This is a genomic window from Streptomyces sp. NPDC059373 (assembly GCF_042751495.1).
In the GTDB taxonomy this organism is placed as follows: Bacteria; Actinomycetota; Actinomycetes; order Streptomycetales; family Streptomycetaceae; genus Actinacidiphila.
Window position 1 is genome coordinate 1 of sequence record NZ_JBHYXC010000078.1, and the last position, 13,600, is coordinate 13,600.

Here is a 13,600-nt window from a genome sequence, read left to right on the forward strand (position 1 = left end):
ACCTCTTTTTTGTTTTTTGTGGGGGGGGTTTTTTTTTTTTATAAACCCCCCGCACCCCCCCCCCCCCCCGTGTGGGTTATGGGGGGGGGGGGGCCCCCCCCCCCCCCCGCCCCCGCGGCCCCATGCCGTCGTACACCTGTCACCGAGAGAGTTGGTCCTGCTGTGGTACTCGGGTTCTCCATCGCCCTCATCGTCTTCAGCCTGCTGCTTCTGCTGCTGGTGCTGATGCACAAGGGGAAGGGCGGCGGCCTCTCCGACATGTTCGGCGGCGGCATGCAGTCCTCGGTCGGCGGCTCCTCGGTGGCCGAGCGCAACCTCGACCGCATCACCGTGGTGATCGGTCTGCTGTGGTTTGCGTGCATTGTCGCGCTTGGCCTCCTGCTGAAGTTCAACAAGTAGCGGCCGGCGGGCGCCCCGCCGGCCGCCGTGTCCGACTCCCGTGCGTTGCGGGAGAACTGACGCCTCGTCGCGAACGCGGCTTATCATGGAACGGCGTCCACGGCAGCCGGGTCGACGACCAGGCGCTGGACGGGGCGTAAGGTCTCCGTAAACTGGGCGACCTCGCAGCACCATCACGCAGGGAGTTACGACCGTGGCAAGTGGCAACGCGATCCGTGGCAGTCGGGTCGGAGCGGGGCCGATGGGAGAGGCGGAGCGCGGCGAGTCCGCGCCCCGCCTCCGCATCTCCTTCTGGTGCTCGAACGGGCACGAGACCCAGCCGAGTTTCGCCAGCGACGCACAGATCCCGGAGACCTGGGACTGCCCGCGCTGCGGCTTCCCGGCCGGGCAGGACGAGGAGAACCCGCCGGCACCGCCGCGCACCGAGCCGTACAAGACGCACCTGGCCTACGTACGCGAGCGGCGCAGCGCCGCCGATGGCGAAGCCATCCTCGCCGAGGCGCTTGCGAAGCTCCGGGGTGAGATTTAGGTCCCCTTTCGTCGGGGCTCGGTTCGCCTCCGGTGCGCTCAGCCACCGACCCGGCACCCCAGATCCTCGGTGACCGGAGCGTTAGGCTCCGGTCACCAGGCGCGAGGGGTGCCGGAGCCGTATGCTCAGGGTTGTGACTGCTGAGCACCCGCCGCTGGTGATCGGCATCGATGCCGGCGGCACCCGCACTCGGGCGTACCTCGCGGACGATGATGGAGCCGTGCTCGGCGAGGGCGCCGGGGGGCCCGGTAATGCCATGAGCGTGCCGAGGGCGGAGCTGACCCGGCACCTGGTGGCGGCGATCAGGGCCGCGGTGCCCGACGCGCGGCAGCGCGGGGCCGTACGGTCGGTGGTGGGCGGTTTCGCGGGCGGCGCGTCCGACGCGGGACCCGACGCCGGGTATGAGCTGGCCATGTCGTGTCTGGACGCCGCGCTCTCCGCGAACGGGATCACGGCCCGGTCCATCGAGGTGCTGGGCGACATCGAGATCGCCTTCGCCTCCGCCGACGGCACCCCCTCCGACGGCCTGGCCGTCGTGGCCGGCACGGGCGCGGTCGCGGCCCGCATCGAGAACCGCCGCAGGCTCTATCTCTCCGACGGCAACGGCTGGCTCCTCGGCGACAGTGGCAGCGGCTTCTGGCTCGGCCGTGAGGTGCTGCGCGCCGCCTTGCGGGCCCTGGACGGGCGCGGGCCCTGGACCTCGCTCGTGGAGGCCGTACTGGCGCATTACGTCGGCACCCCGGGCGGTCCGTATCTCGCCCGGGAGCGGCCCAGCCGCCACGAATGCGAGCTGCTGCGGCACCGCCTGGTGCCCTTCGCCTACGCTGAGCCCCCGGTGCGGCTCGCCCGGCTCAGCCCGCTCGCCGTGACCGCCGAGCAGGACGGTGACGAGGTCGCCGCGGGCCTGCTCGACGACGCCGCCGACGAACTCGCCGCCACGGTCGCGGCCCTCGAACCCCGCGAAGGCGAGCCGTTGGTCGCCGCCGGCAGCCTGCTCGGCCCGCACGGCCCGCTGCTCGGCCGGGTCACCGCTCGCGCCGAGGAACTGGGCCTGCGGGTGCTTCCGGTGCACAACGGTGGTGCGGGCGCGGTGGCACTGGCCCGGCTTCGGCTGCCCGTCGCGTAATCAACTAGTTTGGTCCCGCAGGCAGGACGAGGAGAAAGTGGACTGATGTCCGACAAAAACGCGCAGAGCCCGATCCGACTCGACCAGCGGCCCGAATGGCACGCACTCGTCAAGCACCGCGAAGAATTCGGGGATACGCATCTGCGTGAACTCTTCGCGGCCGACCCGCGACGCGGCGAGCGTTACACCCTCCAGGTCGGCGACCTCTACCTGGACTACTCCAAGCACCTGGTGAACGACGAGACCCTGAGCCTGCTGCGTGAACTCGCCGCCGCGGCCGGGGTCGCCGAGCTGCGCGACGCGATGTTCCGCGGCGAGCACATCAACATCACCGAGGACCGCGCCGTGCTGCACACTGCGCTACGGGCCCCTATCTCGGCCGTCATCGAGGTCGACGGGTACAACGTCGCCCCGGCCGTGCACAGCGTCCTCACCAAGATGACGGTCTTCACCGACAAGATCCGCTCCGGCGAATGGCGCGGCCACACCGGCAAGCGCATCAAGAACGTCGTCAACATCGGTATCGGCGGCTCCGATCTGGGCCCCGCGATGGCCTACGAGGTGCTGCGCCCGTACACCGCCCGCGATCTGACGTTCCGTTTCGTATCGAATGTCGACGGCGCCGACCTCCACGAGGCAGTACGGGACCTGGACCCCGCCGAGACGCTGTTCATCATCGCGTCCAAGACCTTCACGACGATCGAGACCATCACCAACGCCACGTCGGCGCGCACCTGGCTGCTGGACGGCCTGGGCGCCGACCAGGACGCGGTGGCCAAGCACTTCGTGGCCCTGTCGACCAATGCCGAGAAGGTCAAGGAGTTCGGCATCGACACGGAGAACATGTTCGAGTTCTGGGACTGGGTCGGTGGCCGTTACTCCTACGACTCCGCCATCGGGCTCTCCCTGATGGTCGCCATCGGGCATGACCACTTCCGCGAGATGCTCGCCGGCTTCCACCTCGTCGACGAGCACTTCCGGACCGCGCCCCCCGAGGAGAACGTCCCGCTGCTGCTGGGGCTGCTCGGCATCTGGTACGGCAACTTCCACGACGCGCAGTCGCACGCGGTGCTGCCCTACAGCCACTACCTGTCGAAGTTCACCGCCTACCTCCAGCAGCTCGACATGGAGTCCAACGGCAAGTCCGTCGACCGGCACGGCAACCCCGTCTCCTGGCAGACCGGCCCCGTCGTCTGGGGCACCCCCGGCACCAACGGCCAGCACGCCTACTACCAGCTCCTCCACCAGGGCACCAAGCTCATCCCCGCCGACTTCATCGGCTTCGCCGAGCCGCTGCGCGAACTCGGCCCGCTGCGGGACCACCACGACCTCCTGATGGCGAACTTCTTCGCCCAGACCCAGGCCCTCGCCTTCGGCAAGACCCCGGAAGAGGTCGCGGCCGAGGGCGTACCCGCCGACCTGGTCCCGCACAAGACCTTCCGCGGCAACCACCCGACCACCACGATCCTGGCCACCGAGCTGTCCCCCTCGGTGCTCGGCCAGCTCGTCGCCCTCTACGAGCACAAGGTCTTCGTCCAGGGCGCCATCTGGGACATCGACTCCTTCGACCAGTGGGGCGTCGAGCTCGGCAAGGTCCTCGCCAAGCGCGTCGAACCCGCGCTCACCGAAGGCGCGGACGTCCCCGGCCTCGACCCCTCCACCCAGGCCCTCGTCGCCAAGTACCGCGCGCTGCGCGGTCGCTGAGGGCCGCCCGGCAGCATGTGAAGGGCCCCCGCTCCTTCGTGGAGCGGGGGCCCTTCACATGCGTACGCAGGGACCGAAGGCGCTCAGGCCGTGCGCGGCGGCCGGAGCTCGTGGGGGAGCTTGGCGGCGGCGGTGGTGTCGACGAGCCAGAGGGTACGGGAGCGGCCGTACGCGCCGGCGGCGGGGGCCTGGAGTTCGCCGGGGGAGGAGAGGGCGAAGGCGACGGCGCCGGCCTTGTCGTCACCGGCGGCCAGGAGCCAGACCTCGCGGGCGGCGCGGATGGCGGGGAGGGTGAGGGAGATGCGCGTCGGGGGCGGCTTGGGGGCGCCGTGGATGCCGACGACGCTGCGCTCGGTCTCCCGGACGGCCGGGTGGCCGGGGAAGAGCGAGGCGATGTGGGTGTCGGGGCCCACGCCGAGCATCAGGACGTCGAAGGACGGCACGGGGCCGTGGTCCTCGGGGCCGGCGGCCTTGGCGAGCTCCTCGGCGTAGGCGGCGGCGGCCGTGTCGGCGTCACTGCCGTACGGCCCGTCGGAGGCGGGCATGGGGTGCACACGGGACGGGCTGACCGGGACGGCGTCCAGGAGGGCTTCGCGGGCCTGGGTGACATTGCGCTCGGGGTCGCCGTCGGGGAGGAAGCGTTCGTCCCCCCACCACAGGTCGAGCCGGGCCCAGTCGACGGCGTCGCGGGCGGGGGACTCGGCGAGGGCGGCCAGCAGCGCGTTGCCGTTGCGGCCGCCGGTGAGGACGACGGAGGCGGAGCCGCGGGCCGCCTGGGCGTCCACGATCTTCGTGATCAGCCGGGCCGCCACCGCTTTCGCCATGAGCTCCTTGTCGCGGTGGACGACGACCTGCGGCGTGCTCACTTCGCCGCCGCCTTCTCCTTCGGCGGGGCGGGCTTCGGCGCCGCGCCCGCCGCCGCGTGCTGCGGCTCCGACAGCGACTTCACGCCGATCTTCACCGCCGCCGCGTACGCCTCGTCCGGGTCGAGCCGCCGCAGCTCCTCCGCGATCAGCTCGGCCGTGTTGCGCCGCTGCAGCGCGACATGCCGGTCCGGCTGGCCCGGCATCGCCAGCTCCGCCAGCGAGCCGTTGGGGCGGTCGAGGCAGATCTCGCCGTCGGCCGTGGCCAGCCGTACGGCGGTGATGCCGGGGCCGTCCGAGACGCGCCGCTCGACCGGCACGCCGAGGCGCTCCGCCAGCCACAGCCCGAGCAGCTCCGTGCTGGGGTTGTACGCCTCGCCCTCGACGACGGCGCCGGTGAGCTCGGCGTGCTTCTGGTCCAGCGCGGCCGCCAGGACGCTGCGCCAGGAGGTGATCCGGGTCCAGGCCAGGTCGGTGTCGCCGGGGGTGTACGTGTCGGCGCGCAGCGCCAGCGCGGCCACCGGGTTCTCGGCGGCGGACGCGTCGGTGATGCGGCGGGCGGCGAGCTTGCCGAGCAGGTCCTCGGAGGGGTTCTCCGGGGCGACCTCCGGCCACCAGACCACGACCGGCGCGTCGGGCAGCAGCAACGGCAGCACCACGCTCTGGGCGTGGTTGGCGAGTTCGCCGTGCATGCGCAGCAGGACGGTCTCGCCGGTGCCGGTCTCCCCGCCGACCCGTACCTCGGCGTCGAGGCGGGCCGTACGGCGGTCGCGCGGCGAGCGGCCGGGCCGCTTGATGACGACGAGGATCCGCGACGGGTGCTCCTTGGAGGCCTCGCTGGCGGCCTTGAGGGCGTCGTAGTGATTGCCCTCGTCCGTCACGATGACCAAGGTCAGCACCATGCCGACCGCCGGGCTCCCGGCGGCCCTCCGCGCCTTGATCAGCGCAGAGTTGATCTTGCTTGACGTGGTCTCGGTCAGATCGATGTTCATGGCCGGCGCCAGCTCCTGCCGTCTCGTGCGAGCATCTCGTCCGCGGCCTTCGGGCCCCACGTCCCGGCCGTGTACTGCTCCGGCCGGCCGTGCTTGTCCCAGTACTCCTCGATCGGGTCGAGGATCTTCCAGGACTCCTCCACCTCCTGGTGGCGCGGGAAGAGGTTGGCGTCACCCAGCAGCACGTCCAGGATCAGCCGCTCGTACGCCTCCGGGCTGGACTCCGTGAAGGACTCGCCGTACGCGAAGTCCATCGTCACGTCCCGGATCTCCATCGACGTGCCCGGCACCTTCGAGCCGAAGCGGATGGTGATCCCCTCGTCCGGCTGCACCCGGATGACCAGGGCGTTCTGCCCCAGCTCCTGGGTGTCGGTGGTGTCGAAGGGGGAGTGCGGAGCGCGCTGGAAGACCACCGCGATCTCGGTGACCCGACGGCCCAGCCGCTTGCCGGTGCGCAGATAGAACGGCACGCCCGCCCAGCGGCGGTTGTCGATCTCCAGCTTGATCGCGGCGTAGGTGTCGGTCTTGGACTGGGGGTTGATCCCCTCCTCCTCCAGGTAGCCGAGCACCTCCTCGCCGCCCTGCCAGCCGTGCGCGTACTGACCGCGTACGGTGTGCTTGCCCAGGTCGTCCGGGAGCTTGACGGCGCTGAGCGCCTTGAGCTTCTCGGTGACCAGGGAGTTGGCGTCGAAGGAGGCGGGCTCCTCCATCGCGGTCAGGGCGAGCAGCTGCAGCAGGTGGTTCTGGATGACGTCACGGGCCGAGCCGATGCCGTCGTAGTAGCCGGCCCGGCCACCGATGCCGATGTCCTCGGCCATGGTGATCTGCACGTGGTCGACGTACGAACGGTTCCACAGCGGCTCGAACATCGTGTTGGCGAACCGCAGCGCCATGATGTTCTGGACGGTCTCCTTGCCCAGGTAGTGGTCGATCCGGAACACGTTCCGGGACCGGAAGACCTGGTGGATGACCTGGTTGAGCTCCTCGGCGCTCTTGAGGTCGTGGCCGAAGGGCTTCTCGATGACGGCCCGTCGCCAGGCGTCCCCGGGGCCCTCGTTCAGCCCGTGCTTCTTCAGCTGCTGGACGACCTTGGGGAAGAACTTGGGCGGCACCGAGAGGTAGAAGGCGAAGTTGCCGCCGGTGCCCCGGGCCTTGTCGAGGTCGTTGATGGTGGCCTTGAGCTTCTCGAAGGCCGCGTCGTCGTCGAAGTCGCCGGGCACGAAACGCATGCCCTCGGCGAGCTGCTGCCAGACCTCCTCGCGGAACGGGGTCCGCGAGTGCTCCTTGACGGAGTCGTGCACGACCTGCGCGAAGTCCTCGTCCGCCCAGTCGCGCCGGGCATAGCCGACGAGCGAGAAGCCCGGTGGCAGCAGGCCGCGGTTGGCCAGGTCGTAGACAGCCGGCATCAGCTTCTTGCGGGACAGGTCACCGGTGACGCCGAAGATGACCAGGCCCGACGGCCCCGCGATCCGCGGGAGCCGTCGGTCCTGGGCGTCACGCAGCGGATTGGCGCTGCTCAACGTGCTTACGCCTCCTTCGGCGTGAGTCGCTCGAGCTCGGCGGAGGTGGAGTCGAGCAGTTCGGTCCACGCCTGCTCGAACTTCTGCACACCCTCGTCCTCCAGGAGCTGGACGACATCGTCGTAGTCGACGCCGACCGCCGCGAGGGCGTCGAGGTCGGCCTGGGCCTGCTCGTAGGTGCCGCGAATGGTGTCCCCGGTGACCTCGCCGTGGTCGGCGGTGGCATCGAGGGTGGCCTCGGGCATGGTGTTGACGGTGCCCGGGGCGACCAGCTCGGTCACGTACATCGTGTCCGGGTAGGCCGGGTCCTTCACACCGGTGGAGGCCCACAGCGGGCGCTGCTTGTGCGCGCCGTGGTTCTCCAGGGCGGACCAGCGGTCGGAGGAGAAGACCTCCTCGTACGCCTGGTACGCGAGCCGGGCGTTGGCGAGCGCGGCCTTGCCCTTGAGGGACTTGGCCTCGTCGGTACCGATCTTCTCCAGGCGCTTGTCGATCTCGGTGTCCACGCGGGACACGAAGAAGGACGCGACCGAGCGGATCTGGGCGAGGTCCAGGCCGGACTCCTTGGCCTTCTCCAGGCCGGAGAGGTAGGCGTCCATGACCTCGCGGTAGCGCTGCAGCGAGAAGATCAGCGTGACGTTGACGCTGATGCCCCGGCCGATGACCTCGGTGATCGCCGGCAGACCCGCCTTGGTGGCCGGGATCTTGATGAAGGTGTTGGGACGGTCCACCAGCCAGGCCAGCTGCTTGGCCTCGGCGACGGTCGCCACCGTGTTGTGCGCCAGGCGCGGGTCGACCTCGATGGAGACCCGGCCGTCCTGGCCGCCGGTGGAGTCGTACACCGGGCGCAGCACGTCGGCCGCGTCGCGTACGTCCGCCGTGGTGATCATGCGGATGGCCTCTTCGACGGTGACGTGGCGGGCAGCCAGGTCGGTCACCTGCTGCTCGTAGCCCTCACCGCTGGAGATGGCCTTCTGGAAGATCGAGGGGTTGGTGGTCACGCCCACGACATGGCTGGCGTCGATGAGTTCCGCGAGGTTGCCGGAGGTGATCCGCTTGCGGGACAGGTCGTCCAGCCAGATCGCCACGCCTTCGTCGGAGAGGCGCTTCAGTGCGTCTGTCATTGGTCTTGCATCTCCTCGTAAGTCGGATACGTCAGCGAGTCGCTGCGGCGATGGAGTCGCGGGCGGCGGCGGCCACGGCCTCGGAGGTCAGCCCGAACTCGCGGTACAGGACCTTGTAGTCGGCGCTTGCCCCGAAGTGTTCCAGGGACACAATCCGGCCCGCGTCGCCGACGAAGCGGTACCAGGTCAGGCCGATGCCCGCCTCGACGGCGACCCGGGCCTTGACGGCCGGCGGCAGCACGCTGTCGCGGTATGCCTGGTCCTGCTCCTCGAACCACTCGACGGACGGTACGGAGACCACCCGGGCCGGGATGCCGTCGGCCTGCAGCGCCTCGCGGGCCTCGACGGCGAGCTGCACCTCGGAGCCGGTGCCGAGCAGGATCACCTGGGGCTCGCCACCTTCGGCCTCGAAGAGCACGTAAGCGCCCTTCGCGACGTCCTCGTTGGCCTCGTACGTCGGGACGTTCTGGCGGGTGAGGGCCAGACCGTGCGGGGCGGGCTTGGTGGCGTGGCGCTTGAGGATCTCGCGCCAGGCGATCACGGTCTCGTTGGCGTCGGCCGGGCGCACCACGTTCAGGCCCGGGATGGCGCGCAGCGCGGACAGGTGCTCGACCGGCTGGTGGGTCGGGCCGTCCTCGCCGAGGCCGATGGAGTCGTGCGTCCAGACGTACGTCACCGGCAGCTTCATCAGCGCGGCCAGACGGACGGCGGGGCGCATGTAGTCGGAGAACACCAGGAAGGTGCCGCCGTAGATGCGGGTGTTGCCGTGCAGCGCGATGCCGTTCATCGTCGAGCCCATGGCGTGCTCGCGGATACCGAAGTGCACCGTGCGGCCGTACGGGTTCGCCTCGGGCAGCGGGTTGTCGGCCGGGAGGAAGGAGGACGAGGCGTCGATCGTGGTGTTGTTGGAGCCCGCGAGGTCGGCGGAGCCGCCCCACAGCTCGGGCACCACGGCGCCGACGGCCTTGAGCACCTCACCGGAGGCCTTGCGGGTCGCGACGTCCTTGCCGGCCGGGAACTCCGGAAGCGCGTCCTGCCAGCCCTTGGGCAGCTCGCCCGCCTGGATCCGGTCGAACTCGGCGGCACGCTTGGGGTTGGCGGTACGCCACTCCTCGAACCGCTTGTTCCACGCGGAGTGCGCCTCGCTGCCCCGGTCCAGGACCTGGCGGGCGTGCGCCAGCACCTCGTCGGGGACGTCGAACGACTTCTCCGGGTCGAAGCCCAGCACGCGCTTGGTCGCGGCGACCTCGTCGGCGCCCAGCGCCGAGCCGTGCGCGGCCTCGGTGTTCTGGGCGTGCGGGGCCGGCCAGGCGATGATGGTGCGGGCCGCGATGATCGACGGGCGGTCGGTGACGGCCTGGGCGGCGCGGTAGGCCGCGTACAGGGCGTGAACATCGAAGTCGCCCGACGGGTCCTGATGGACGCGCTGCACATGCCAGCCGTAGGCCTCGTACCGCTTCAGCACGTCCTCGGAGAACGCGGTCGCGGTGTCGCCCTCGATCGAGATGTGGTTGTCGTCGTACAGGGCGATCAGATTGCCGAGTTTCTGGTGGCCCGCGAGGGAGGAGGCCTCCGAGGAGATGCCCTCCTCCAGGTCGCCGTCGGAGACGATGGCCCAGATGGTGTGGTCGAAGACCGACTCACCGGCCGGCGCGTCCGGGTCGAACAGGCCGCGCTCGTAACGGGCGGCCATGGCCATGCCCACCGCGTTGCCGACGCCCTGGCCGAGCGGCCCGGTGGTGGTCTCGACGCCCACGGTGTGGCCGTGCTCCGGGTGACCGGGGGTCTTGCTGCCCCAGGTGCGGAAGCCCTCGAGGTCCTCCAGCTCCAGGCCGTAGCCGGAGAGGAAGAGCTGGGTGTAGAGCGTCAGGGACGTGTGACCGGGAGACAGGACGAACCGGTCGCGGCCCACCCACTGCGCGTCCGCCGGGTCGTGCTGCATCAGCTTCTGGAAGAGCAGGTACGCGGCTGGTGCCAGGCTCATGGCCGTGCCCGGATGGCCGTTGCCGACCTTCTGCACGGAATCCATGGCCAGGACCCGGGCGGTGTCAACAGCCCGCTTGTCCAGTTCGGTCCATTCGAGGTCTGTGGTGGTCGGCTCGGTGCTCACCCTGGCTCAGGGCTCCTTTCCACATGCTGCTTTTCGACATGCTGGACGCCGGTGACGGGGTGCCTACCGGGCGTTGTCGAGCCTACCCCTGTAGGGGCGTGCACCTATTCGAGCGGTCTCGCTATGCGAGCACTGCGGTACTGGCTCGACGCCTCCGGCAACCAATCTCCTGGGACGGACATTCCCGGCGCGGTGGCTCCGCCGTAACTTCAGCCTGCCCCGCCGAGAGTGTCTTCGCCTCTTGAACTCGATACGGCGTGCGGGGCACAGCCCCATTGCGGTATGGGGACAACACGGGGCACCCCCCGGGCAGGGCGGAGTATCCGCTACGTCTAGAGTGGCGTGGTACGCGCAAGCGGAGCCGCTTGCAGTTGCTGAACTTTTCCTCAGGGGTGTTCGTGACGGCCGTCGAATCCCGGCCCGCCGGAGCCATCGGGTCGAGCACAGGTCACCGTCCGTTCGGTGCCCGTGTCATGGCATTCGTGGCGCTGACCAAACCGCGCATCATCGAGCTGCTGCTCATCACCACAGTTCCGGTGATGTTCCTGGCCGCCGGTGGTGTGCCCGATCTGGGCCGCGTCGCGCTGACGGTCATCGGCGGCTATCTGTCCGCGGGTGGCGCGAACGCACTCAACATGTACATCGACCGCGACATCGACGCGCTCATGCACCGCACCGAGCAGCGCCCGCTGGTCACCGGCATGGTCTCGCCCCGCGAGGGCCTGATCTTCGGCATCACGCTGTCGGTCGTCTCCACGGTGTGGTTCGCGGTGCTCGTCAACCCGCTGTCCGCCGCGCTGTCGCTGACGGCCATCCTCTATTACGTCTTCGTCTACACGATCTGGCTCAAGCGCCGCACCGCCCAGAACATCGTCTGGGGCGGTGTCGCCGGCTGCCTGCAGGTCTTCATCGGCTGGTCGGCGGTGCGCAACGAGCTGGCCTGGGCGCCCTTCGTCCTCTTCCTTGTCCTCTTCTTCTGGACGCCGCCGCACTACTGGCCGCTGTCGATGAAGGTCAAGGACGACTACGAGCGCGTGGGCGTCCCCATGCTGCCGGTCGTGGCCGGCAACCAGGTCGTGGCCCGGCAGATCGTCATCTACAGCTGGGCGATGGTGCTGGTCTCGCTCACCCTGTGGTGGCCGCTGGGTGCCACGGGCTGGCTCTACCCGGTCGCGGCGCTGGTCCTCGGCGGTTTCTGGCTCAAGGAGGCGCACGGGCTGCACGCGCGGGCCAAGGCCGGCGTCACGGGCGCCAAGCTCAAGGAGATGCGGCTGTTCCACTGGTCGATCACCTACGCGACGCTGCTGTTCGTGGTCGTGGCCGTGGACCCCTTCCTGCGCTGATTACCGACGGGTAGCATTTCTGTCATGGCAGACACCCAGGTAGACGACCCGAAGGCCGCCGCCCGCGCCGCCCGTGCCGAGCGCCTCGCCGAGCGCCGCGTCGCGCGGCTCGCCAAGCAGATCGACGCGTTCGCCAAGAGCCACGGCGGCGGCGCCGAGGCAACGGTCGAGTACATCGGCGAGATCGGCACCCGCATCGTCCTCGTCGGCGAGAACGGCGAGTGGGGCGACCTGGTGGCTCCCTCGTACGACCTCGCGCAGCGCGCCGTCGAGCGATCCGGCGTCACCGTGCACGAGAACTTCGACGGCGACTTCGCGGCGAAGGTCCGCACAGGACCGTACGAGTGGAAGCGCATGGCCGGAATTCAGATCGGCAGTCCTGCCAACACCTGACACCGGGGTCATCCGTTAAGGACCATATGAGTGACGGTCTTGTCACGGGTGGTCGGGAGGCACGGTGGACGCGGAAGCGCGGGAGCAGCAGAGGGTCGTGGCGCGGCAGGAGGCGGCGCGGCTCTCCGCGGAAGGCGTACGGGCGGTCGCGCTGAGCTGGACCGACAACGCGGGCGTCAACCGCGTCAAGACGGTGCCCACGGCCAGACTCGCGGACGCCGCCTATCGCGGGGTCGGCATGTCGCCGGTCTTCGACGTCTTCACGTCGGACGACATGATCACCGCGTCCCCGCACCTGGGCGGCCCCGACGGCGACCTGCGGCTCTTCCCCGACCTGGAGCGGCTCACCGTCCTGGCCGCCCAGCCCGGCTGGGCCTGGGCCCCGGCCGACCGCTACCAGCAGGACGGCGCGCCGCACCCCGCCTGCCAGCGGCAGTTCGCCCGGCGCATGGTCGCCCGGGCCGCCGCGCAGGGCCTCGAACTGCGGATGGGCTTCGAGACGGAATGGATCGTCGAGCCCGCCGGCGACGGCCCGGCGTACGGGCTGACCCGGGTCGTCGAGCGCTCCGACTATCTGCGCGACCTCTACGAGGCGCTGGGCGCCCAGGGAATGGACGTCCTCCAGGTCCACCCCGAGTACACCCCCGGGCAGTTCGAGGTCTCCACCGCCCCGGCCGACCCCGTCGGCGCCGCCGATGACGTCATCCTGGTCCGCGAGACCGTACGGGCGGTCAGCCTGCGGCACGGCCTGCGGGCGTCCTTCGCGCCCGCTTTCACCGCCGGGCAGGTCGGCAACGGCTGCCACCTGCACGTGAGCGCTTCCGGCCTGCTCGACGGGGGCACGGGCGCCGGTGCGTACGGCATGACGCCGGCCGGCGAGGCCTTCCTGGCGGGCCTGCTCGCCGAACTGCCCGCCCTCCTGGCGATCGGCGCCCCCAGCCCCGCCAGCTACCTCCGCCTCGAGCCCTCCCGCTGGGCCGGCGCCTTCCGCTGCTGGGGCCTCGAAAACCGCGAGGCCGCGCTTCGGTTCGTCGCCGGCGACAACCCCAACGCCGAGCTCAAGTGCTTCGACGCTGCCGCGAACCCGTATCTCGTGGTCGGCGCCGTCATCGCCGCCGGCCTCGCCGGTACCGGGCCCCTGCCCGAGCCCGTCGTCGGCGACCCCGCCGCCCGCGGCGACCAGGAACGGCTGCCCCTCTCGCTCGCCGATGCGGCCGACGCCTTCGAGGACAGCGGCGTCCTGCGCGAGGCGCTGGGCGAGGTCCTGCACGGCGCGGTGCTGGCGGTTCGCCGGGCCGAGGCCGAACGCTTCGCGAAGAGCAGCCCCGAGGAGATCGCGGAAGCCACGCGGTGGCGCTGGTGAGGCGCCCTCAGACCGGGTTGGGGGTAGGCCGTCCGCCTGAGGCGGAACGGGCTGGCCCAACCCGGCCACGGACCGGTGTTGAAGAACGCACGCGTCCGGGGTCCAGGGGCAGCGCCCCTGGTTTCGGGAAGGGG

12 protein-coding genes are annotated in these 13,600 nt (G+C 70.4%); 7 read left to right on the plus strand and 5 right to left on the minus strand.

The features are described 5' to 3' along the window. Window positions 1–162: 162 nt before the first annotated feature. The 4 genes from secG (at window position 163) to pgi (ending at window position 3,758) form a co-directional block, all read left to right on the plus strand. Complete coding sequence (gene secG / locus ACFXJ5_RS40450) at window positions 163–399, plus strand: preprotein translocase subunit SecG (RefSeq protein WP_127358143.1); 237 nt, start codon at window positions 163–165, stop codon at window positions 397–399. Window positions 400–592: 193 nt separating this feature from the next. Continuing rightward, the gene (locus ACFXJ5_RS40455) at window positions 593–928 is read left to right on the plus strand and encodes an RNA polymerase-binding protein RbpA (protein ID WP_073497103.1); all 336 of its coding nucleotides are present in this window, start codon (window positions 593–595) and stop codon (window positions 926–928) included. 133 nt (window positions 929–1,061) lie between these two features. Then, complete coding sequence (locus ACFXJ5_RS40460; protein WP_384643296.1) at window positions 1,062–2,054, plus strand: N-acetylglucosamine kinase; 993 nt, start codon at window positions 1,062–1,064, stop codon at window positions 2,052–2,054. A gap of 45 nt (window positions 2,055–2,099) precedes the next feature. Continuing rightward, on the plus strand, window positions 2,100–3,758 hold the full coding sequence (gene pgi / locus ACFXJ5_RS40465; RefSeq protein WP_384643299.1) for a glucose-6-phosphate isomerase: 1,659 nt from the start codon (window positions 2,100–2,102) through the stop codon (window positions 3,756–3,758). Between the two features lie 83 nt (window positions 3,759–3,841). Here pgi and pgl read toward each other — a convergent pair whose 3' ends face one another. From pgl to tkt, 5 genes are read right to left on the minus strand one after another with little or no spacing between them, the layout of a single operon-like run. Then, window positions 3,842–4,624, minus strand: a complete 783-nt coding sequence (gene pgl / locus ACFXJ5_RS40470; RefSeq protein WP_384643302.1) for a 6-phosphogluconolactonase — start codon at window positions 4,622–4,624, stop codon at window positions 3,842–3,844. Beyond that, window positions 4,621–5,613: a glucose-6-phosphate dehydrogenase assembly protein OpcA gene (opcA, locus tag ACFXJ5_RS40475; protein ID WP_384643305.1), complete on the minus strand. Its 993-nt coding sequence runs from the start codon at window positions 5,611–5,613 to the stop codon at window positions 4,621–4,623. Before opcA ends, pgl begins: the two co-directional genes overlap by 4 nt. Then, the gene (zwf, locus tag ACFXJ5_RS40480; RefSeq protein ID WP_384643308.1) at window positions 5,610–7,133 is read right to left on the minus strand and encodes a glucose-6-phosphate dehydrogenase; all 1,524 of its coding nucleotides are present in this window, start codon (window positions 7,131–7,133) and stop codon (window positions 5,610–5,612) included. Before zwf ends, opcA begins: the two co-directional genes overlap by 4 nt. 5 nt (window positions 7,134–7,138) lie before the next feature. After that, window positions 7,139–8,257, minus strand: coding sequence for a transaldolase (tal, locus tag ACFXJ5_RS40485; RefSeq protein ID WP_384643311.1), 1,119 nt, complete (start codon window positions 8,255–8,257; stop codon window positions 7,139–7,141). Between the two features lie 31 nt (window positions 8,258–8,288). Beyond that, the gene (gene tkt, locus ACFXJ5_RS40490; RefSeq protein ID WP_384643314.1) at window positions 8,289–10,367 is read right to left on the minus strand and encodes a transketolase; all 2,079 of its coding nucleotides are present in this window, start codon (window positions 10,365–10,367) and stop codon (window positions 8,289–8,291) included. A 392-nt stretch (window positions 10,368–10,759) separates the two neighbouring features. Between tkt and ACFXJ5_RS40495 the strand changes: the two genes are divergently transcribed. The 3 genes from ACFXJ5_RS40495 (at window position 10,760) to ACFXJ5_RS40505 (ending at window position 13,466) form a co-directional block, all read left to right on the plus strand. Then, window positions 10,760–11,710 carry a heme o synthase gene (locus tag ACFXJ5_RS40495; RefSeq protein WP_384643322.1) on the plus strand — a complete coding sequence of 317 codons (951 nt, stop codon included), beginning with the start codon at window positions 10,760–10,762 and terminating at the stop codon, window positions 11,708–11,710. A gap of 24 nt (window positions 11,711–11,734) precedes the next feature. Beyond that, window positions 11,735–12,103 carry a hypothetical protein gene (locus ACFXJ5_RS40500; RefSeq protein ID WP_384643317.1) on the plus strand — a complete coding sequence of 123 codons (369 nt, stop codon included), beginning with the start codon at window positions 11,735–11,737 and terminating at the stop codon, window positions 12,101–12,103. A 64-nt stretch (window positions 12,104–12,167) separates the two neighbouring features. Then, complete coding sequence (locus ACFXJ5_RS40505; RefSeq protein ID WP_384643320.1) at window positions 12,168–13,466, plus strand: glutamine synthetase; 1,299 nt, start codon at window positions 12,168–12,170, stop codon at window positions 13,464–13,466. The last annotated feature ends 134 nt before the right edge of the window (window positions 13,467–13,600 follow it).